This is a genomic window from Burkholderia sp. AU28863, from assembly GCF_002223195.1.
Lineage (GTDB): Bacteria > Pseudomonadota > Gammaproteobacteria > Burkholderiales > Burkholderiaceae > Burkholderia > Burkholderia sola.
Map to the genome: position 1 here is coordinate 988,579 of NZ_NKFE01000005.1, position 19,125 is coordinate 1,007,703.

At 67.7% G+C, this 19,125-nt stretch carries 19 protein-coding genes; 11 read left to right on the plus strand and 8 right to left on the minus strand.

Annotation, left to right across the window (positions count from 1 at the left end; genetic code table 11):
- The first annotated feature begins 6 nt into the window (after positions 1–6).
- From hpaD to hpaI, 4 genes are read left to right on the plus strand one after another with little or no spacing between them, the layout of a single operon-like run.
- Positions 7–855: a 3,4-dihydroxyphenylacetate 2,3-dioxygenase gene (gene hpaD / locus CFB81_RS20930; RefSeq protein ID WP_069616413.1), complete on the plus strand. Its 849-nt coding sequence runs from the start codon at positions 7–9 to the stop codon at positions 853–855.
- Positions 856–899: 44 nt separating this feature from the next.
- Positions 900–1,292, plus strand: coding sequence for a 5-carboxymethyl-2-hydroxymuconate Delta-isomerase (locus CFB81_RS20935; RefSeq protein WP_089436371.1), 393 nt, complete (start codon positions 900–902; stop codon positions 1,290–1,292).
- Positions 1,293–1,312: 20 nt separating this feature from the next.
- Complete coding sequence (gene hpaH, locus CFB81_RS20940; RefSeq protein WP_069616415.1) at positions 1,313–2,116, plus strand: 2-oxo-hept-4-ene-1,7-dioate hydratase; 804 nt, start codon at positions 1,313–1,315, stop codon at positions 2,114–2,116.
- A 12-nt stretch (positions 2,117–2,128) separates the two neighbouring features.
- Entirely contained in the window at positions 2,129–2,935 is an 807-nt protein-coding gene (gene hpaI / locus CFB81_RS20945) for a 4-hydroxy-2-oxoheptanedioate aldolase (RefSeq protein WP_069616416.1), read from the plus strand.
- A 69-nt stretch (positions 2,936–3,004) separates the two neighbouring features.
- Here hpaI and CFB81_RS20950 read toward each other — a convergent pair whose 3' ends face one another.
- Positions 3,005–3,796 carry a helix-turn-helix domain-containing protein gene (locus CFB81_RS20950; RefSeq protein ID WP_089436372.1) on the minus strand — a complete coding sequence of 264 codons (792 nt, stop codon included), beginning with the start codon at positions 3,794–3,796 and terminating at the stop codon, positions 3,005–3,007.
- Positions 3,797–3,892: 96 nt separating this feature from the next.
- Here CFB81_RS20950 and CFB81_RS20955 point away from each other — a divergent pair, with 96 nt between their 5' ends.
- The 4 genes from CFB81_RS20955 to CFB81_RS20970 all read left to right on the plus strand — a co-directional run bounded on the left by CFB81_RS20955 (position 3,893) and on the right by CFB81_RS20970 (position 6,362).
- Positions 3,893–4,144, plus strand: a complete 252-nt coding sequence (locus tag CFB81_RS20955; protein WP_069616418.1) for a hypothetical protein — start codon at positions 3,893–3,895, stop codon at positions 4,142–4,144.
- A gap of 31 nt (positions 4,145–4,175) precedes the next feature.
- Positions 4,176–5,135, plus strand: coding sequence for a zinc-binding alcohol dehydrogenase family protein (locus tag CFB81_RS20960; protein ID WP_089436373.1), 960 nt, complete (start codon positions 4,176–4,178; stop codon positions 5,133–5,135).
- A gap of 187 nt (positions 5,136–5,322) precedes the next feature.
- Positions 5,323–5,790 (plus strand): helix-turn-helix domain-containing protein, encoded by a 468-nt coding sequence (locus tag CFB81_RS20965; protein WP_069616420.1) that lies wholly within the window; start codon positions 5,323–5,325, stop codon positions 5,788–5,790.
- Positions 5,787–6,362 (plus strand): PIN domain-containing protein, encoded by a 576-nt coding sequence (locus CFB81_RS20970; RefSeq protein ID WP_089436374.1) that lies wholly within the window; start codon positions 5,787–5,789, stop codon positions 6,360–6,362. The genes CFB81_RS20965 and CFB81_RS20970 overlap by 4 nt, the downstream gene beginning before the upstream one ends.
- Before the next feature lie 172 nt (positions 6,363–6,534).
- On the opposite strand, the gene CFB81_RS20975 is transcribed toward CFB81_RS20970, so the two are convergent.
- From CFB81_RS20975 to CFB81_RS20995, 5 genes are all read right to left on the minus strand, one after another.
- A complete protein-coding gene (locus CFB81_RS20975; RefSeq protein ID WP_089436375.1) occupies positions 6,535–7,626 on the minus strand; it encodes a porin in 1,092 nt (363 codons plus the stop codon).
- A gap of 158 nt (positions 7,627–7,784) precedes the next feature.
- Positions 7,785–8,852 (minus strand): ABC transporter ATP-binding protein, encoded by a 1,068-nt coding sequence (locus CFB81_RS20980; protein WP_089436376.1) that lies wholly within the window; start codon positions 8,850–8,852, stop codon positions 7,785–7,787.
- Positions 8,845–10,617, minus strand: a complete 1,773-nt coding sequence (locus CFB81_RS20985; RefSeq protein WP_069616424.1) for an iron ABC transporter permease — start codon at positions 10,615–10,617, stop codon at positions 8,845–8,847. Before CFB81_RS20985 ends, CFB81_RS20980 begins: the two co-directional genes overlap by 8 nt.
- Positions 10,618–10,730: 113 nt before the next feature.
- Positions 10,731–11,831, minus strand: a complete 1,101-nt coding sequence (locus tag CFB81_RS20990) for an ABC transporter substrate-binding protein (protein WP_069616425.1) — start codon at positions 11,829–11,831, stop codon at positions 10,731–10,733.
- A 191-nt stretch (positions 11,832–12,022) separates the two neighbouring features.
- On the minus strand, positions 12,023–13,498 hold the full coding sequence (locus CFB81_RS20995; protein WP_089436377.1) for a PLP-dependent aminotransferase family protein: 1,476 nt from the start codon (positions 13,496–13,498) through the stop codon (positions 12,023–12,025).
- Between the two features lie 101 nt (positions 13,499–13,599).
- Between CFB81_RS20995 and CFB81_RS21000 the strand changes: the two genes are divergently transcribed.
- The 3 genes from CFB81_RS21000 (at position 13,600) to CFB81_RS21010 (ending at position 17,133) form a co-directional block, all read left to right on the plus strand.
- Positions 13,600–14,835, plus strand: coding sequence for a multidrug effflux MFS transporter (locus CFB81_RS21000; RefSeq protein WP_089436378.1), 1,236 nt, complete (start codon positions 13,600–13,602; stop codon positions 14,833–14,835).
- A gap of 125 nt (positions 14,836–14,960) precedes the next feature.
- Positions 14,961–15,635, plus strand: a complete 675-nt coding sequence (locus CFB81_RS21005) for a response regulator (protein WP_069616428.1) — start codon at positions 14,961–14,963, stop codon at positions 15,633–15,635.
- A gap of 79 nt (positions 15,636–15,714) precedes the next feature.
- Positions 15,715–17,133, plus strand: a complete 1,419-nt coding sequence (locus CFB81_RS21010) for a sensor histidine kinase (RefSeq protein ID WP_089437091.1) — start codon at positions 15,715–15,717, stop codon at positions 17,131–17,133.
- 55 nt (positions 17,134–17,188) lie between these two features.
- Here CFB81_RS21010 and CFB81_RS21015 read toward each other — a convergent pair whose 3' ends face one another.
- Both CFB81_RS21015 and CFB81_RS21020 read right to left on the minus strand, forming a co-directional pair.
- On the minus strand, positions 17,189–18,055 hold the full coding sequence (locus CFB81_RS21015; protein WP_089436379.1) for an MOSC domain-containing protein: 867 nt from the start codon (positions 18,053–18,055) through the stop codon (positions 17,189–17,191).
- 87 nt (positions 18,056–18,142) lie between these two features.
- On the minus strand, positions 18,143–19,096 hold the full coding sequence (locus tag CFB81_RS21020) for an ABC transporter substrate-binding protein (RefSeq protein ID WP_089436380.1): 954 nt from the start codon (positions 19,094–19,096) through the stop codon (positions 18,143–18,145).
- Positions 19,097–19,125 lie beyond the last annotated feature (29 nt).

Genomic DNA, 19,125 nt, shown 5'->3' on the forward strand with positions numbered 1-19,125 from the left:
TGAACGATGGGCAAACTGTCCCTCGCCGCGAAGATCACGCACGTGCCGTCGATGTACCTGTCGGAACTGCCCGGCAAGCATCACGGCTGCCGTGATGCGGCGATCCGCGGCCACCGGCTGATCGGCGAACGCTGCCGCGCGCTCGGCGTCGACACGATCGTCGTGTCGGACGTGCACTGGCTCGTCAACGCGGGTTATCACGTGAACTGCAATGCGCGGTTCGCCGGCACCTATACGAGCAACGAGCTGCCGCATTTCATCCGCGACATGCAGTACGCGTATCCGGGCAACCCGGCGCTCGGCCGGCTGATCGCGGAAACGGCCACCGAGCGCGGCGTCGCGACGCGTGCGCACGAGATCGACAGCCTCGAACTCGAATACGGCACGCTCGTGCCGATGCGCTACATGAACGGCGACCAGCATTTCAAGGTCGTGTCGATCGCGGGCTGGTGCATGTGGCACACGCTCGACGAAAGCCGGCGCTTCGGCGAGGCGCTGCTCGAGGCGATCGAGAAGAGCGATTCGAACGTCGCGTTCCTCGCGAGCGGGTCGCTGTCGCACCGCTTCAACGACAACGGCAGCCCCGAGGAATCGATCCACCAGATCAGCCGCGAATTCTTCCGGCAGGTCGACCTGCGCGTGGTCGAGCTGTGGAAGCAGGGCGATTTCAAGACCTTCTGCGCGATGCTGCCCGAGTACAACGTGCATTGCCACGGCGAAGGCGGGATGCACGACACGGCGATGCTGCTCGGGCTGCTCGGCTGGGATCGTTACGACCAGCCCGTCGAGATCGTCACCGACTATTTCGCGAGCTCGGGCACCGGGCAGATCAACGCGATCTTCCCGTTGCCCTGAGCGTTGCCGTCCACCATGCCTTCGAAACCGACTGGAGCGTTGCCATGCCACACATCGTCGTCGAATACACCGCGAACATCCGCGACGACGCACGCATTCCCGCGCTGCTGCGCACGATCAACGCGACGCTGATCGCGCAGGGCGGCGTGTTCCCCACCGGCGGCATCCGCTCGCGCGCGATCGAGCTGCACGACTACTGCGTCGCCGACGGCACGGAGGACGACGCGTTCGTCCACGTGACGCTGAAGATCGGCGCGGGCCGCAGCGACGAAACGAAGAAAGCCGCGTGCGACGCGCTGTTCGACGCGATCAAGGCCCATTTCGCCGAGTTGTACGCGAAACGCACCCTCGCGTTGTCGATGGAGCTGACCGAGTTCAGCGAAAGCGGCTCGTACAAGCACAACAACATCCACGCCCGCTACAAGCGGGCCGGCTGAACCCCATTCCCGATCCGATCATGCTCGAACCCGCCATCATCGACCAGCTCGCGCACCGTCTGCACGACGCCGAGCGCGCACGCACGCAGATCCGCCAGATCTCGCTCGACCATCCCGACATCACGATCGACGACGCGTATGCGATCCAGCGCGCGTGGGTGACCCTCAAGCTCGCGGAAGGCCGCACGCTGAAGGGGCACAAGATCGGCCTGACGTCGAAGGCGATGCAGAACACGTCGCAGATCGACGAACCCGACTACGGCGCGCTGCTCGACGACATGTTCTTCGCCGACGGCGGCACGATCCCGACCGGCCGCTTCATCGTGCCGCGCGTCGAGGTCGAGCTCGCGTTCGTGCTCGGCAAGCGGCTCGCCGGCCCCAACTGCACGATCTTCGACGTGTACGACGCGGTCGATTACGTCGTGCCGGCGCTCGAGATCATCGACGCGCGCAGCCAGTCGATCGACCCCGACACGAAACGGCCGCGCAAAGTGTTCGACACGATCGCCGACAACGCGGCGAACGCGGGCGTCGTGATCGGCGGCCGGCCGGTGCGCCCGCAGGACGTCGATTTGCGGTGGGTCGCGGCGATCATGTCGCGCAACGGCGTGGTCGAGGAAACCGGGGTCGCGGCCGGCGTGCTGAACCATCCGGCGAACGGCGTCGCATGGCTCGCGAACCGGCTGTCGCGCTTCGACGTCGCGCTGGAGCCGGGGCAGATCGTGCTCGGCGGATCGTTTACGCGGCCGTGCGCGGCGCGTTCGGGCGATACGTTCAGCGTCGACTACGGCCCGCTCGGGACGATCCAGTGCTACTTCGAGTGAGGTGAGCGAACGATGCAGATTCCGTCGAATGTCTTCAAGGCCGCGCTCGCACGCGGCGACGCGCAGATCGGTCTGTGGCTCGGCCTCGCGAATCCGTACAGCGCCGAAGTGGTCGCGGGCGCCGGTTTCGACTGGCTGCTGATCGACGGCGAGCATGCGCCGAATACGGTGCCGACGATCCTCGCGCAACTGCAGGCGATCGCACCGTATCCGTCGCATCCGGTCGTGCGCGTGCCGTGGAACGATCCGGTGATCGTCAAGCAGGTGCTCGATCTCGGCGCGCAGACGCTGCTCGTGCCGATGGTACAGAGCGCGGACGAAGCGCGTGTGGCGGTGGCCGCGACGCGTTATCCGCCGCATGGGATGCGCGGCGTCGGCAGTGCGCTCGCACGCGCGTCGCGATGGAATCGCGTCGGGGAGTACCTGCATCGCGCGAACGACGAGATGGCCGTGCTCGTGCAGGTCGAGACGCGCGCGGGGCTCGATGCGGTCGACGCGATTGCGCGGGTCGACGGCGTGGACGGCGTGTTCATCGGGCCGGCCGATCTCGCGGCCGATCTCGGGCATCTGGGCCACCCCGGGCACCCGGATGTGCAGGCCGCGATCGACGGCGCGATCCGCGCGATCAAGGCGGCCGGCAAGGCGCCGGGCATCCTGAGCGCGGATGAAGCAGCCGCGCGGCGCTATCTGGAAGCGGGCGCGTTGTTCGTCGCGGTCGGCGTCGATACGACGCTGCTGGCACGGAGCGCGGAGCGGCTTGCCGCGCAGTTCAAGGGGATTGGCGGTGATGTCGTGAAGAAGGGCGACGGCACGTATTGATGCAGCGGCGGGCTGTGTTCGTGTGCCGACCGCCGGCCTTTCGCCGTGCGGCTTCATTCGGGGCCACACCTATCGCTGCGCTTGGCTTCCCGCCTCCATATACTTCCCCGGCGTCGTCCCCAGCGCGCGCCGGAACATGTCGATGAACGCGCTCACGTTGTCGTACCCGAGATCGAGGGCGATCGTCGTCACCGGCACGCCGTCGGCGATGCGCTCCAGCGCCCGCAGCAGCCTCGCCTGCTGACGCCACTGCGCGAACGTCAGCCCCGTCTCGGCGACGAAGCGGCGGCTCATCGTCCGTGCGCCGATGCCGGCCCATTCGGCCCACTCCTCCAGCCGCCGGTCGTTCGCGAGATCCGCGGCCAGCGCATCGGTGATCTTCACGAGCCGCGGGTCGCGCGGCCGGACCAGCCCCAGCGCCTCGGCTTCCGATGCCGCGATTTCATCGAGGATCACGTCGGCGATCCGCGTCCGCGCGGCATTCAGTTCGGCATCCCCCCAGCTTGCCGCACGCTGCACGGCTTCGCGCAGCAGCGGCGTCGTGCGGATCGCGCGCGGCGTCGCCGGCAGCGCCGCGCAGCGGGCTTCGGCGACGAACGCCGACCAGCCCGAAATCGGTCCGAACGAGCGCAGCGAATGCCGGCAATGCGGCGGAATCCAGATCGCGTGGATCGCCGGTACGACCCATTCCTGGTCGTCGAGGCCGATCGTCACCAGCCCGCTCAGCGCGCCGACGAGCTGGCCGCGCGCATGCGAATGCGGCGCGGTGATGCGCGGGTCGCGTTGCGACAGGACGGCGGCGACCACGAACGGGCCGTCGTCGGACGTGACGAAGCGGGCGGGCAGGAGCGGATCGGACATGGCCGGATATCGGTATCGAATGGCTGTTATACCGGAGATTGGCCGGCTTCGCACGCCTACACTGCATTCCATCGATGACAACCGGAGTAAGACGCGATGCGAGCCGAACAGATGCTTCCCGACCATGCCGACCGGATCGATGCCGGCGGTACGACGATTCGCAAGGGCACCGTTGGTGCGTTTCTGGTCAATGCGCGTGTATTGATCGACCCGAACGCCGCGCCGGAGGAGCGGGCGCGCGCGGAGGCGGATGCGATCGATGCGTTGCCAGCACTGCGCGCGCTCGGCCTGTTCGACGTGCTGGAAGTACGCGATCCCGCGCTGCGCGCGTGGCTCGATGCCCGGTAAAGGCCCTTTCTCCAGAATTGAAGGAACCAGCATGAAAGCAGCAGTCGTTGAAGGCGCTGGACAGCGCCCGGTTTATACGGCGTTCGAACCGCCGCGCGCGATGCCGGGCCACCGCCTGATCGACGTGACGGCGTCCGCGCTGAGCCGCATCGCGCAGGGACGTGCGGCGGGGACGCATTATTCCTCCGTTGGCGGTTATCCGTTCGTCGTCGGTGTCGACGGCGTGGGGCGTCTCGACGATGGCCGGCGCGTCTACTTCTTCGGCGCCCCGGTGCCGTTCGGGGCGATGGCCGAACGCACAATCGTGCCCGATACGCAATGCGTGCCGCTGCCGGACACGCTCGACGATGTCACCGCCGCGGCGATCGCGATTCCCGGGATGTCGTCGTGGGCGGCGCTGACCGAACGTGCGCGGCTCGTCGCGGGCGAGACGGTGCTCGTCAACGGCGCAACGGGCACGTCGGGGCGGCTCGCGGTGCGGATCGCGAAGCATCTCGGTGCGGTGAAGGTGATCGCGACGGGCCGAAACGCGGCCGCGTTGCAGTCGTTGCTGAAGGCCGGCGCGGACGCCGTCGTGTCGCTGCAGCAGGACGACGCCGATCTGGCGCGGGCGCTGGAACCGCATTTCCGCGCGGGCGTGGATGTCGTGCTCGATTATCTGTGGGGCGCCAGCGCGCAGACACTGCTCGGCGCGGCCGCGAAAGCGACACCCGGCGGGCGGCGGCTGCGTTTCGTGCAGATCGGCTCGATCGGCGGCGCGGACGTGCTGGTGCCCGGCGCCGTGCTGCGGGCCACCGCGATCGAACTGATGGGCAGCGGGATCGGCAGCGTGTCGTTGCCGCGCTTGCTGGCGTCGGTGCGCGACGTATTCGAAGCGGCCGGTGAGGCAGGCCTCACGATCGACACGCGCACGGTGCCGCTGTCGGCGGTCGGCGAACATTGGAGCGATACGAGCAGCGTCGTACGTTTGGTGTTCACGATGCGCGGCTAGTGAGCGGCGCATCGGCGTGCAGTGATCGTCGCCCGCCAAGAGTAAGGGCCAGAAGCCGAGTGACGGCGCGTATTGACTGATATCGAGGTTCGGCGATATTATAAGGGCCACATCAATTTTCGTTTATTGCGAATTTCGTTTGTTTCGAATAAGATGGCGCATTTGAGAACCTGCTTGGGAGTGCGCGATGCCCCATACCTCGATGTCCGATACGATCTTGCCGGTGGAGCGGGAGGTGCAGGCGGCGGTCGAAGGACAGCGTGCGCTGGCGGCTTATCTGGCCACGCGAACGGAAATACAGCGCATCCAGATTTTCGATGACGAGAATCGTGCGCATCAGGTCGAGCTTCCGACTTCTGCACTGCGTCTGCTGGTCGACATCCTCGCGGAGCTCGCAGACGGCAATGCGGTCAAGGTCGTACCCGTTCACGCGGAACTGACCACGCAGGAAGCAGCCGACCTGCTCAATGTGTCCCGTCCACACCTGATCAAGCTGCTCGAATTGAAGGCGCTGCCATATCACAAGACTGGCAAGCACCGTCGTGTGCGCTTTTCCGATCTGATGCGTTACAAGACCGAACGCGATCAGGCGAGTGCCAGTGCGATGGAAGAGTTGAGTCGGCAAGCGCAGGCGTTCGGGATGGGCTACGAATGACGAGTTCGCCATTCACGGCGGTCTATGATGCCTGCGTGCTGTACCCGGCACCGCTGCGCGATTTCCTGATGTGGCTCGCATTGAGCGGATGTTTCAGGGCTCGCTGGAGTATCGATATCCACAACGAATGGAAACGGAATCTGCTGCGCAAGCGCGCGGACCTCAGTGCCGCGCAACTCGACCGTACCGCGAGTCTGATGGATCGGGCGATACCTGATGCGTTGGTGACCGGGTACGAAGCGTTGATCGAGGGCCTGACGTTGCCGGATGCCGCTGATCGGCATGTACTGGCCGCCGCGATCCGCTGCAACGCCAGTGTGATCGTGACGTTCAACCAGAAGGACTTTCCCGACGAAGTGCTGTCGGCGTACGGGGTGGAGGCGCAGCATCCCGACGTGTTCGTCGACAATCTCTTCGATCTCGAGCCGGCTGCGGTTGTCGCCGCAGCACGGCGACAACGCGAAATGCTCAAGCATCCTCCGGTGATGGTGGATCGTTACCTCGACATCCTGCAGCGGCAGGGGATGGTTCAGACCTGCAAGGCGCTCGAAGCTTACCGGACGATTCTCTGAACGAGCCGCCATCGCGTTCGCGTGCTCAGCGAATCGCCGGCACGTTGCTCGCGCATCTGTTTCAACATGTTTCTTCGGTGGCCCATGCCGTGCCCCGACATTCGACGAAGCGGATGACGACGCGCCCCCGAAACGCTTGTGCCGTCCTCCGCTTGCCGTCACGTCGCAACGGTCAGAACCGCTGCTGGATCCCCGCCGTTACCCCGACCTGCGTGGTGCCGTACCCGTTGAAATCGCGCGACACGCCGACTTTCTGGTCGTGCTTCGCGATCGCAAACGCACCGGCTGCATACAGCACCGTGCGCTTCGACAGCGCGTACTGCGCGCGCACCGACACCAGCGTCGGATCGGCATCCGTGCCGCCCTTGATGTTCTGGTGATAGACGGCCGCGATCAGCGAGAACGTCGGCGTGAACTGGTACGACCCGCCGAGCCAGACCATGTCGCTCAACTGGTTCGCCGCCGCGGTGCGGAAGGTGCGCTTGTAATTGCGATAGCCGGCCATCGTTTTCAGGTTGCCGAAGTCGTAGCTCAGGCCCGCATGGATGCCCTGGATATAGTTGACGGTATCGGCCGGCGTGACGCTGTCGGCCGCGCCGTTCTGCCGGTCGAACGTGACGACGGCGGCGAACGGCCCCGTCTCGTATCCGATCGCGAAATCGTACTTGGAGCTGGTCTTCACGCTGCCCGGCACGTTGCCGAAACCGTACAGCGCGCCGAACTTGAAGCCGCTGAATTCGCCGTCGTAGCGCACCGCGTTCGACGAGCGCGTGAACAGGCCGTCCTTGCGGCCGCCGGTCGCCATCGACGACGTCGCCCACGAGTAGTTCTGCGCGTAACCCATCGGGTCGAACGGCAGCATGTAGTCGTATGTGACGGTGAAGTTGCGGCCAAGCGTCAGCTCGCCCCATTTGCCTTTCAGGCCCACCGTCGCACGGCGCGCGAAGATCGAGTCGGGGCCGTCGTCGGACGCGCCGTTCGCGAGATCGATCCCGCTTTCGAGGCGGAACACCGCCTTCAACCCGCCGCCGAGATCCTCGACGCCGCGCAAGCCCCAGCGCGACGTGTTCTTGTTGCCCGACTTCAGCTTGAACGAATTGCCGCCATCCGGTGCCGCATGGTTCGTGTATTCGATGCCGGCGTCCATGATCCCGTATATCGTGACCGACGACTGCGCGTGCGCGGCCGGCGCGGCGAGACAGGCTGCCGCGGCCGAACCGGTGAGGACTACTGTTCGAATCGAACGTTCTGCGCGTGACTTCATTTTGACGGTGTCTCCTTGGATTGTTTTGGGTGAGGTGAAACAGAAAACAGGTACGCAGCGCGCCATCGGCGGACGCGAGGAAGCGTCCGCCGATGCGAGTCGCAAAGGGATGCGTGCTCGACTGCCTGAGCGGCGGCACACGAGCCGCCGTGATCGGGTCAGCCCGCTTTCGCGAACGCCCAGCAATCGTTGGTCGGGAATTCGATCCAGTGCTTGCCGGCCGTGCGCGGCACATGACCGAACGCGCGCAGGCGCATGTCGCCGCAATGGAACAGGTATTCCCAGCGGTCGCCGAGATACATCGACGTGACGAGGTCGGCCTGCAGCCGGTTCGCGCCCGGGCCGTCGGCGACCTGCACGCGTTCGAGACGGATCACGGCCTGGGCGTCCTGGCCCGGTGCGAGCGTGTCGCGGGCGACGGCGCGCAACTCCCAGCCGTCGCCGGCGAGCGTCACGCATTCGCCGTCGATCGCGGCGACGCGCGCGTCGATCCGGTTGTTGCTGCCCATGAACTCGGCGGTGTACAGCGAGCGCGGCGCGCCGTACAGCTCGGCCGGCGTGCCTTCCTGCTCGATGCGGCCGTTGCGCAGCAGCAGGATGCGGTCGGACATCGCCATCGCCTCGGTCTGGTCGTGCGTCACGCACAGCGCCGACAGCCCGAGCGACACGATCAGCTCGCGCAGCCACGCACGCGCTTCCTCGCGCAGCTTCGCGTCGAGGTTCGACAGCGGCTCGTCGAGCAAAATCACCGGCGGGTTGTAGACGAGCGCGCGGGCGATCGCGACACGCTGCTGCTGGCCGCCCGACAATTGATGCGGAAAGCGCTCGGCGAGGTGGCCGAGGCCGAGCTGGTCGAGCGCGGTCTGCACGCGGCGCTTCTGTTCGGCCGGCGCGACGCGGCGCAGCTTGAGACCGTAGCCGACGTTGTCGGCGACGGTGCGGTGCGGCCACAGCGCGTACGACTGGAACACGAGGCCGAGCGAACGCTGTTCGACGGGCAGGTCGATGCGTTGCGCGCCGTCGAAGAACACGCGCTCGTCGAGCTGGATGCGTCCGTCGGACGGCTGTTCGAGGCCGGCCACCGCGCGCAGCAGCGTGGTTTTGCCGCTGCCTGACGCGCCGAGCAGGCACACGACTTCGCCGGCCTTCAGTTCGAACGACACGCCCTTGAGGATAGGGTTGGCGCCGTAGCTGAGGTGCAGATCGTCGACGATGAGCTTATCCATGAAGTTTCACTCCGAAGCGCAGGGCCACGCCGAGACCGGCGCCGACCATCGCGATGTTGATGACAGAGAGCGCGGCGACCTGGTCGACGGCGCCGGTCGCCCACAGCGACACGAGCAGCGCGCCGATCACTTCGGTGCCGGGCGACAGCAGGTAGACGGCGGTCGAGTATTCGCGCTCGAAGATCATGAAGATCAGCAGCCACGCGGCGAGCAGGCCGAAGCGCACGAGCGGCAACGTCACGTCGAGCGACACGCGGCTGCGCGTCGCGCCGACGCTGCGGCCGGCTTCCTCGAGTTCGGGGCCCACCTGCAGCAGTGCGCTCTGGATCAGCCGCATCCCGTACGCGAGCCACACGACCGTGTACGCGATCCAGATGCTCCACATCGAGTTCTTCAGCTCGCGCAGGCCCGGCACGAACAGGAAGATCCACAGGAACGCGAGACCGGCGAGGAGCCCCGGCACCGCGCGCGGCAGCAGCACGAGGTAGTCGAGCAGCCTCGTCGCCCAGTCGGGGCGGCGGTGGCCGGCAAACGCGACGAGCGAGTAGAAGCCGATCGCGAGCGCGCCGCCGATCACGCCGATGCCGAGCGTGTTGACGATCGCGCGCACCAGGTTGTCCTGCTCGAACAGCTCGATGAAGTTCGACAGCGTCAGCACTTCGGCGAGCGCGACGCCTTCGCCCCAGTTGGTCACGAACGCGCGCAGCACGATGCCCGAGATCGGCACGATCACGGTCAGCATCAGCCACAGCGCGACGATCGCGAGCGCAACCCAGCGCCACACGCCGAGCGGCAGCACCGTCGCGCGGCCGGCCTTGCCCTTCACGGTGACGAAGCGGTTCGCCGTCTTCAGCAGGCGGCGCTGCAGCAGCACGAGCGGGAACGTGATCGCGACGATGCACACGGCGACCGCGGCCATCAGGTGATACGACGGCACGCCGAGCTTGTTGGTCAGCTTGTACAGGTAGGTCGCGAGCACGAGATGGCCTTCCGGGTCACCGAGCACGAGCGGCAGCCCGAAGACCTCGAAGCCGAGGAAGAACACCAGTACGCCGGCGAACAGCAGCGCGGGCATCGTCATCGGCAGGCTCACGTCGAGCGCGACGCGGAACGGACGGGCGCCGGTCACGCGTGCGGCTTCCTCGACGTCCGAGCCGAGGTTGCGCAGCGCGGCCGACGAATACAGGTACACGTGCGGCACGTGCGTGAGGCCGACGATCACCGTGATCGCGAAGATCGAATACACGTTCCAGGGCACGTTCTGCGCCCCGAACAGTTCCTTGAACCATACCGAGTAGAAGCCGACCGGGCCGGCCGCGACCACGTAGCCGAATGCGAGCACCATCGGCGACACGAACACCGGCGTGAGCAGCAGCGGTTCGAGCCAGCGGCGGCCGGGCAGGTCGGTGCGCACCATCAGGAACGCGAGGATGCCGCCGAGCGGGATCGAGATGAACAGCATCCCGCCGGCGATGATGAACGAGTTCTTCACGGCCGACCAGAAATCGGGATCGCTGAAGATGAAGCGGAAGCCGTCGATGCCGAGCGTCTTGTTCGCGTCGAAGAACGGCGCGGACAGCAGGCTCTGGAACAGGATGAAGCCGAGCGGCAGCGCGACCGCGACGGTCAGTACCGCGACGACGATCCAGCGCAGCATGCCGGCGAGCGGCTGCAGGCGGCTGACCGGCAGCGCGGGAATGGCGTCGCGCGGGCCGGCGGCGGGTGGCGCGGCCGGTGCCGTGCCGCGTGTGCTGGTTGAAAGCATGAGTTCGCCCCTGCGGCCATCCGGATGGCCGCCTCAAGGAAGTCGGTGAGGAGAAGGAGCCGCCCGCGCGACGGGCGGCGGGCGGCCTGGGTCAGCCGAAGCCGATCAGCGCATCAGCGCTTGATCGCCTGCTGCCATTGCTTCAGGAACGCGAGGCGCTTCGACTGGTCGAGATAGACGAGCAGGCCGGTGCCGATCTGGATCGGCTTCAGCGAATCGCCGAGTTCCTTCGTGAGGCTCGCGGCCGACGTCTCGCCGGTCACGTCCGCACGGATCGCATACAGGTTCGCCTGGTTCGCGATCAGCGTCTGGCCGCGCTTGGACAGCAGGTAGTCGACCCACAGCTTCGCGGCGTTCGGGTTCTTCGCCTTCTTCGACACGGTGGCGAGGCGGCTCACGACCTGTGTGTAGTCCTTCGGAAACACGTAGCCGATCGACTTGTCCTTCTTCGCCTTCGCGTACGCATACGAGCCGATGATGTTGTAGCCGATCAGGTTCTCGCCCGACGAGATGCGCTCCATCATCGCGCCCGTGCTCGACTGCAGCTTCGGGCCGGTCGCGCCGATCGCCTTCACGAGTTCCCACGTGACCTTCTCGTTCACGTGCGCGTCCTGGGTCAGGTAGTTGAAGCCGACGCCCGATTTCTCGATGTCGTAGGTCGTGACCTTGCCCTTGAACTTGTCGGCCTGCGTGGTGAGCAGCTTGATCAGGTCGGCGCGCGTCGTCGGCACTTCGTTCTCGGGGATCAGGCGCTTGTTGTAGACGATCGCGAGCGGCTCGAACGTCGTGCCGTACGCCTGCTTCTGGTATTGCGCCCATTGCGGCACGTTCGGGCTTTCCGGCGAATCGTAGGAGGCCATCAGGCCGTCGTTGACGAGCTTGACCTGCAGGTCCATCGCGGAGCTCCACAGCACGTCGGCACTGGTGCTGCTCGCCGCGTTCTCGCTGATGTAGCGGTTGTACAGCTCGGTGCTGTTCATGTCGTTGTACTCGACCTTCACGCCGTACAGGCTTTCGAAGTCCTTGATCAGCGGACGTACGAGGCCCGTGTCGGTCGTCGAGTAGACGATCAGCTTGCCTTCTTTCTTCGCGGCGTCGATCACGCCCTGGTAGTTCCCCGGGTAGCCGGCCGGAACCTGCGCGGCGGCGCTACCGGCGGCAGCGCCCAGAACGACCGCCAGCGCGGCGGCAAGGTGCTTCGGTGCAAACGGCATGTCTTCCTCCAGTGATGCGTCGATGTTGTTCGAGTGACGCGGATGTTAAGTGCGAGGCACTTTCAGCCCGCTTTCATTTCCGTTCGCAATCGTGCCATTCGTGTCATGGATTTCCCGAGGTCGACGCGGCGCCGGCCGCGGGTTTCGCGGGGCGCGGCAGGGCTCGAAAGGGAGAGGGGCGAGGTTGCCGGCTACGCGGACGCGGCCAGCAGTTGTCCGAGGAGGCGGCCGCCATGCCGCGCGTGCGCGGCCGTCAGCGCGGCATATCCGACGACGACGCCCGCTTCGCACCGGGCGCTTCGACAGAAGCCGCGGATCGGCTGCAACTCGACGCCGGCCGCGCGGGCTTGCGAGACGTACGCAGCGTCATCGATACCGGGCGGCAGCCACAGCACGAAATGAAAGCCCGCGTGCTCGCCGGACACCGTGTACCGGCCGCCGGCATGCTTCACCAACTGGTCGAGCACGATGTCGCGCCGCTGACGGTACGCGTGACGCGCGGCGCGCAGGTGCTTCGCGAAATCGCCGTGTCCGATGAAGCGCGCGAGCGCGAGCTGCGGCGCGACGCCGACCGAGCGCGCGGTCGCGTGCCACACGGCGGACAGCGCCGGGCGCAGTGCCGCCGGCACGATCATGAAGCCGATGCGCAGTCCGGAAAACAGCGTCTTGTTGAACGACCCGCAGTAGATCACGCGATCGCACGCATCGAGCGATTTCAGCGCGGGCAGCGGGGCGGTCTGGTAGCTGAATTCGCCGTCGTAGTCGTCCTCGATGATCCACGTGCGGTTGCGCTGCGCCCAGTCGAGCAGCTCGAGCCGGCGCGAGACCGACATCGTGACGCCGAGCGGCGCCTGATGGGCCGGGGTCACATACGCGGCGCGCGCATCGGGATGGCGGCCCAGCGATGCGGTGTCGATGCCTTCCCGATCGACCGGCACGTCGATCACGGTCGCGCCCGCGATCGTGAAGATCTGCCACGCCGACGCATAGCCGGGATCCTCCATCAGCACTGTCGAGCCGGGCGCGAGCAGCGTGCGCGCGACGAGATCGATCGCGTGGCGGATGCCGGTCGTGATGACGATATCGCCGGCCCCGCACGGGATGCCGCGGTATTCCCGCAGGTACGCGGCAATTTCCGCGCGCAGGCTTTCGACGCCTTGGGCCGGCGTCGCGCCGAGCTCGTCGGCCGTCGCGGCAAGCAGGCTGGCGCCGAGCGCCTTCTTCCATTGCTGCATCGGCAGCAGGCCGGGATCGGCGAGCCGCGCGACGAACGGGACGCCCGGACGCACGCCGTGCTCGGGTTCGGCCGCCGCTGCCGGCGCGGGGGAGGCGGCGTGGAGCGGGCTGCCGCCGCGCGACTGCGCGGCCGCGCGCAGATAACTGTCCGGCACCACCGCGCAGACCCGCGTGCCGGACCCTTGGGTGCGAGCGATGTAGCCCTCGGCGCACAGGATGTCGTATGCCGCTTCGACGGTGCCGCGCGCGACGTCCCAGCGCGCGGCCAGCGTGCGGCTCGATGGCAGCGGGCTGTCGGCGGGCAGCAGACGTTTCAGGATCGCGTCGCGAATCGTATCGGCGATGCATTCCTGCTTCGACTGCGGGCTGCCGCCCGACAGCCCGGCGGGGCGCGGCAGGTCCAGCGGGATCGCGGCTTTGCCTCGCGGCATAGTGGTCCAGTCAATGGTCAATTTAATGGTCCTTCAGCTTATATCACTTTCGCCTTAGATTGCTGTCGCCCCAACCATCCTGACCGAAACGGACTCACCGCATGAAGACGCGCTCGTTACCCCGATGGGGCTGGCTGTTCCTGCTGATGCTCGTGGTGTGCCTGCCGCGCGCCACGATCGATGCGTACCTGCCGTCGCTGCCCGCGATGGCGGACGCGCTGCACGGCACCGACGCGCAGTTGCAGCTCACGCTGACGCTGTACATGGTCGGCTATGCGCTGTCGATGCTGGTGTCGGGGCCGCTGTCCGACCGCTACGGCCGACGTCCGGTGCTGCTCGGCGGCCTGTGCGTGTACGTCGTCGCGAGCGTCGCATGCGCATGGTCGACGAGCATCCCTGCGCTGATCGTCGCGCGCATGTTCCAGGCGCTGGGCGGCTGCAGCGGCACCGTGATCGGCCGCGTGATCGTGCGCGAGCGCTTTCCGGCCGCGACGCAGGCGACGATGCTCGGCCATATTTCGGCCGGCATGGCGTTGTCGCCGGTGGTCGCGCCACTGGCCGGCAGCGCGATTGCCGAGTGGCTCGGCTGGCGCGGCGTGTTCGGTTGGCTGGCGGCCGGCGGGCTGGTCGCGACCGCGATGGTGCGGCGCTATCTGCCCGAGACGCGCGAACGCGATGCGCGGCCGCCAGCCGGCGCCGGGCTGCTGCGGACCTATGCCGGCCTGTTGCGCGAGCGGCGCTTCCTGCGCTATTCGCTCGCGATCAGCTGCGCTTACTGCACGTACTATCCGTTCATCGCGGAATCGTCGACGCTGTTCCAGCGGCAAATCGGCGTGTCCGGGCCGGTCTATGCGGCGATCTTCGGCGTGACGGTGCTCGGCTATCTGGTCGGTTCGAATATGTTCGCGCGGATCAGCGCGCGCTGGTCAGCCGATTCGGTCATCGCGGCGGCGGCGGCCGTCAATCTGGTCGGGGCCGCCGTGCTGGGGATCGGCGGCGCGATCGCCCCGACTTCGGTGACGGCCCTCGTCGCACCGATGTTTGTCGTGATGATCGCGGTCGGGATCGCGATTCCGGCCTGCCAGTTCGCGGTGATGCAGCCCTACACGAGGATCGCCGGCACGGCGTCGGGGCTGTTCTTCTTTATCCAGATGGCGATCACGGCCGCGTGCGGCGGCGTGCTGGCATGGCTGTCGGACGGCACCGCGCGCCCGATGATCGTCGTCACGGCGGGCGCGAGTATCGCGTTCGTCGCGGTGGTGGCCGGTTTTCGCGAGCGGCGCGTGACCGGCGATGCGCGCATCGCGGCGCGCAACCGTCCGGCTGCCGAGCGCTGAGCGGCAGCCGCCGGCACCGCCCGCGGCGGGTTCGCGGCACCCGCGCAACCCGTGTTTGCGCGAGGCGTGGAGACGGAAAGGATCATGTAATGTAGCGGGCTGTCGCTGACCTTACCGGAATCCCCATGCGCGTGCTGCTCGTCGAAGACAACCCGAACCTGGCCCAGTCGCTGAACGACGCGCTGAGCGCCGCGCGCTTCGCGGTCGATCACATGGCCGACGGCGAGGCGGCGGACCACGTGCTGCGCACGCAGGATTACGCGCTGGTGATCCTCGATCTCGGACTGCCGAAGCTCGACGGGCTGGAGGTGCTGCGGCGGCTGCGCGCCCGTCGCAACCCGGTGCCGGTGCTGATCCTCACCGCGCACGGGTCGGTCGAGGACCGCGTGAAGGGGCTCGACCTCGGCGCCGACGACTATCTCGCGAAGCCGTTCGAATTGACCGAACTGGAGGCGCGTGCCCGCGCGCTGATCCGGCGCAGCCTCGGCCACGAACATTCGCGCGTCGAATGCGGGCCGCTTTCGTACGACAGTATCGACCGCGGCTTTCATCTCGCGGGCGAGCCGCTGTCGCTCACGCCGCGCGAGCGCTCGGTGCTCGAGGTGCTGATCCTGCGCAACGGCCGCGCGATCAACAAGGACACGCTGTCGGAGAAGATCTTCGGGCTCGACGAGTCGGTCAACGCCGATGCGATCGAGATCTACGTGTACCGGCTGCGCAAGAAGCTGGAGAACTCGGGCGTCGCGATCGTCACGCTGCGCGGGCTCGGCTATCTGCTCGAAGCGAAGGCGGAAGCATGATCCGCCTTCGCGCTCACCGTCATTCGCTGCCCCCGGCGCGGGCGCATGCGGCGCCTCGGACGGCTCGGCAAGCCGGATGATGACCCGCCCGAACCTGCGCGCGCAGGTCGCGCTGTGGCTGCTGCTGCCGCTGCTCGGGCTGCTCGCGCTCGACTCGTGGCTCACGTACCAGCGCGCGATGAGCGCCGCGCACGTCGCGTTCGACCGCACGCTGTCGTCGTCGCTGAAGTCGATTCGCGAAGGCGTGCGGCTCAACGCCGGCGAGATCGAGGTCGACTTGCCGTATCTCGCGCTCGAAATGCTCGAATCGAGCGACGGCGGCAAGATCTACTACCTGATCCGCGAGGACAACGGCCGCACGGTCACCGGCTATCCCGATCTACCGCTGCCGCATGGCCGCGACGCGGGCGACGGCGCGCTGTTCGTCACGCGCTACTACGACGTCGTGTATCGCGGCGAGCAATTGCGGATGGCCGCGTTGCGTATTCCCGTGCACGACGTGCCGACCGCGCAGTCGCGCATCGTGTGGGTGATGGTCGGCGAGACGATCGAGGCGCGTCAGGCGCTCGCGCGCGAGATCCTGATCGGGTCGCTGCTGCAGGAAGGGCTGCTCGTCGTGCTGGCGCTCGGGATCGTGTGGCTCGGCGTCGGGCGCGGGCTGCGGCCGCTGAACCGGCTGTCGGCGACGGTCGCCGCGCGCAGCGAGGACGACACGACGCCGCTCGACACGGGCGCGATGCCGAGCGAACTCACGCCGCTCGTCGATTCGATCAACCAGTACATCGGTCGCACGCAGCGGATGCAGGTGGCGCGGCGCCGCTTCTTCGCCGATGCGGCCCATCAGTTGAAGACGCCGCTCGCGGCCGTGCAGGCGGGCGTCGAGCTCGCGTTGCGGCCCGACGAGCAGCCGCGCGCGAACGTGCACCTGCGGCGCGCGAACGGCGCGGTGCGGCAGGCCGCGAAGATCGTCCAGCAACTGCTGTCGTTGTCGCGGCTCGATTCGGACAGCGGTCATGCGGTCGCGCACAAGCCGGTTGCGCTGCATCGGCTCGCGCGCAGCGTGACGCTCGACTGGTCGCCCGTCGCACGCGCGCGCGGCATCGATCTCGGTTTCGAGCACGAGGCCGATGTCGACGTGCTCGGGCAGTCCGACTTGCTCGGCGAGATGATCGGCAACCTGATCGACAACGCGATCCGTTATGCGGGCGACCATGCGGTGATCACGGTGCGCGTGTCGCACGACGGCGCGGACGCGCGGCTCGACGTGATCGACAACGGTCCGGGCATTCCGGCCGACGAACGCGACGCGGTGTTCGAGCGCTTCCATCGCGGCAGCAAGACGCAGACGGTCGAAGGCACGGGGCTCGGACTGTCGATCGTGCGCGAGATCGCGCGCGTGCATCAGGGCAGCGTGACGTTGACCGACGCGGCGGGCGGCGGGCTGATCGTGACGATCCGGCTGCCGGCGGCGAGCGACGCGATGCCGCGCGCCGCGTGACCGCGCGTGGCGATACGGCACGCGAAGGGAACGGGCGGCGCTGTCCGGCTGCGGCTCAGTCGCCGAACCCGATCTCCGCTTCGACCGGCTGACCGACTTCGAGCCACGCGCCCGCGCCTTCGACGACGATCGCATTGATGCCGAACGTCAGCGCGCCGTCGTAGTTCGGGTTCGCGCGATAGGTCTGCATCGTGTCGGTCGGTTCGTGCGGCCATGCGGGATCGGGCGCGCCGGTGGCCTGGTCGATCGTCGGCACCGGGCAGCGCGTGCACAGCTTCACGAGCCGCAGTCGCACCGGCGTGTCGCCGTCGGTGTCGAGGTGCTCGACGAAATCCTCTTCGTATGCGTCGAGATCCGACACGACGATGTTCGGACGGAAGCGGTTCATCGGGATCGCCGGCGCGCCTTTCGCGGCGAGCCGCGCGTTCAGGTCGTCGAGCGACGACTGGCCGATCACGAGCAGCGGATAGGCATCCGAGAATTGCGTATGCGTATCGATCTCGCCGGTCCATTGGCGGTTGCAGCGGCGGCGCGCGTCGGGGCCGAAGCGCGCGAGCTTCGTCGGCATGCCGACGAATTCCGTGAGCCACGCGGCCGTGTCGGCACCCGTGTCGATCGCGTCGACGGTGTCGCGCCACACGGTCGCGGCCATCGTCGGCGTGGCGGGCGTCACATCCCCGTCGAGCGGCGTGCGGATGGCCGGCATGCCTGGCGCGTTCAGCACGAGCGCGTCGTTGTCGAGCGCCGGACGGATCAGCGCGAGGCGCGGGTGCGTACGCTGCGTCAGCATCTGCCCGTGCGGATCCGTGATCAGCCAGTGGCGGTCGTACGCGAGGCCCGTTTCGAGCAGTTGCGCACGCGGCAGCGCGATGCCGGCGCAGGATTTGATCGGGTAGACGAAGAGTTCGGTGATGGCTGGCATGACGCTGGCTGAAGGCGGGATGGTCGAATCGCGATTGTGCCAGATCATGCCCGAGTCGTTTGCGCGGCCGGGCGCGGCCACCACCCGTCATGCGAGCGGGAAGCCCGTGTCGAAGGTCGTGCGCACGTCGAGCGGTTGGCGCAGCAGCCCAGCCTTCAGGTAGAAGTCGGCGGTGCGCTGCTGTTCGGCGATCACCGCTGCGTCGATCGGCCGCCAGCGCGTGCCGCGGCGCTCGAACTGCAGCTTCGCGGCCGCCGGCGGAATGCCGATGATGCGTGCGAGCGCGGCCGAATACGCGTCGACGTGCCGGTACGACCAGGCCTGCGCGCGCACGACGCGCCGCAGGAAATCGTGCAGTACGTCGCGCTTCGATGCGATCGCCGCGTCGGTCGCCGCGAGATAGCTGAGGCCCGACCACAGCCCGCGGCCGTTGACCAGCACGCGTGCGCGGCCGCTCGTTTCGGCGAGCGCCGTATAGGGCTCCCAGGTCGCCCACGCGTCGATCGAACCGGTGGCGAGCGCCAGCATCGTATCGGCCGGCGGCAGGAAGCGGAACGACACGGCATCGGGCGGCAGGCCGGCCGCGTCGAGCGCCTTCAGCGTGACGAAATGGCCGATCGAGCCGCGCGTGGTGCCGATGCGCTTGCCCTTCAGGTCGGCCGCGCCTTTCAGCGCGGCGTCGGGCTGCACGAGCACGGCCGTGCCGTACGGAGCGGAACGGTTCGCGCCGATCACCTTGATGCGGGCGCCCGATGCGAGCGCGAAGATCACCGGCGCGTCGCCGATCGGCCCGCAGTCGACGGCGGCCGCGTTCAGCGCTTCCGCGAGCGGCGCGGCGGCCGGGAATTCGGTCCACGTGATGTCGTACGCGAGGCCGTTCAGTTCGCCGGCCGCTTCGAGCAGCGCGCGCAGCCCGCCTTTCTGGTCGCCGGCGCGCAGCAGCGGGCGGGCGCCCGATTGCGCGCGCACGGCGGCCGGCGCGGCGGCGATCGTGGCAAGGGCGCTCGCCTGCGCGAGGAAGTGGCGTCGGGTCGGATTCATCGTGAAGTTCGGTTGAAGAAGGGGTTCTG

What these genes read in the sequence shown, in the direction of transcription:
- hpaD (WP_069616413.1), top strand. Translation starts at nt 7, where the DNA reads ATGGGCAAACTGTCCCTCGCCGCGAAGATCACGCACGTGCCGTCGATG.
- CFB81_RS20935 (WP_089436371.1), top strand. Translation starts at nt 900, where the DNA reads ATGCCACACATCGTCGTCGAATACACCGCGAACATCCGCGACGACGCA.
- hpaH (WP_069616415.1), top strand. Translation starts at nt 1,313, where the DNA reads ATGCTCGAACCCGCCATCATCGACCAGCTCGCGCACCGTCTGCACGAC.
- hpaI (WP_069616416.1), top strand. Translation starts at nt 2,129, where the DNA reads ATGCAGATTCCGTCGAATGTCTTCAAGGCCGCGCTCGCACGCGGCGAC.
- CFB81_RS20950 (WP_089436372.1), bottom strand. Translation starts at nt 3,796, where the DNA reads ATGTCCGATCCGCTCCTGCCCGCCCGCTTCGTCACGTCCGACGACGGC.
- CFB81_RS20955 (WP_069616418.1), top strand. Translation starts at nt 3,893, where the DNA reads ATGCGAGCCGAACAGATGCTTCCCGACCATGCCGACCGGATCGATGCC.
- CFB81_RS20960 (WP_089436373.1), top strand. Translation starts at nt 4,176, where the DNA reads ATGAAAGCAGCAGTCGTTGAAGGCGCTGGACAGCGCCCGGTTTATACG.
- CFB81_RS20965 (WP_069616420.1), top strand. Translation starts at nt 5,323, where the DNA reads ATGCCCCATACCTCGATGTCCGATACGATCTTGCCGGTGGAGCGGGAG.
- CFB81_RS20970 (WP_089436374.1), top strand. Translation starts at nt 5,787, where the DNA reads ATGACGAGTTCGCCATTCACGGCGGTCTATGATGCCTGCGTGCTGTAC.
- CFB81_RS20975 (WP_089436375.1), bottom strand. Translation starts at nt 7,626, where the DNA reads ATGAAGTCACGCGCAGAACGTTCGATTCGAACAGTAGTCCTCACCGGT.
- CFB81_RS20980 (WP_089436376.1), bottom strand. Translation starts at nt 8,852, where the DNA reads ATGGATAAGCTCATCGTCGACGATCTGCACCTCAGCTACGGCGCCAAC.
- CFB81_RS20985 (WP_069616424.1), bottom strand. Translation starts at nt 10,617, where the DNA reads ATGCTTTCAACCAGCACACGCGGCACGGCACCGGCCGCGCCACCCGCC.
- CFB81_RS20990 (WP_069616425.1), bottom strand. Translation starts at nt 11,831, where the DNA reads ATGCCGTTTGCACCGAAGCACCTTGCCGCCGCGCTGGCGGTCGTTCTG.
- CFB81_RS20995 (WP_089436377.1), bottom strand. Translation starts at nt 13,498, where the DNA reads ATGCCGCGAGGCAAAGCCGCGATCCCGCTGGACCTGCCGCGCCCCGCC.
- CFB81_RS21000 (WP_089436378.1), top strand. Translation starts at nt 13,600, where the DNA reads ATGAAGACGCGCTCGTTACCCCGATGGGGCTGGCTGTTCCTGCTGATG.
- CFB81_RS21005 (WP_069616428.1), top strand. Translation starts at nt 14,961, where the DNA reads ATGCGCGTGCTGCTCGTCGAAGACAACCCGAACCTGGCCCAGTCGCTG.
- CFB81_RS21010 (WP_089437091.1), top strand. Translation starts at nt 15,715, where the DNA reads ATGACCCGCCCGAACCTGCGCGCGCAGGTCGCGCTGTGGCTGCTGCTG.
- CFB81_RS21015 (WP_089436379.1), bottom strand. Translation starts at nt 18,055, where the DNA reads ATGCCAGCCATCACCGAACTCTTCGTCTACCCGATCAAATCCTGCGCC.
- CFB81_RS21020 (WP_089436380.1), bottom strand. Translation starts at nt 19,096, where the DNA reads ATGAATCCGACCCGACGCCACTTCCTCGCGCAGGCGAGCGCCCTTGCC.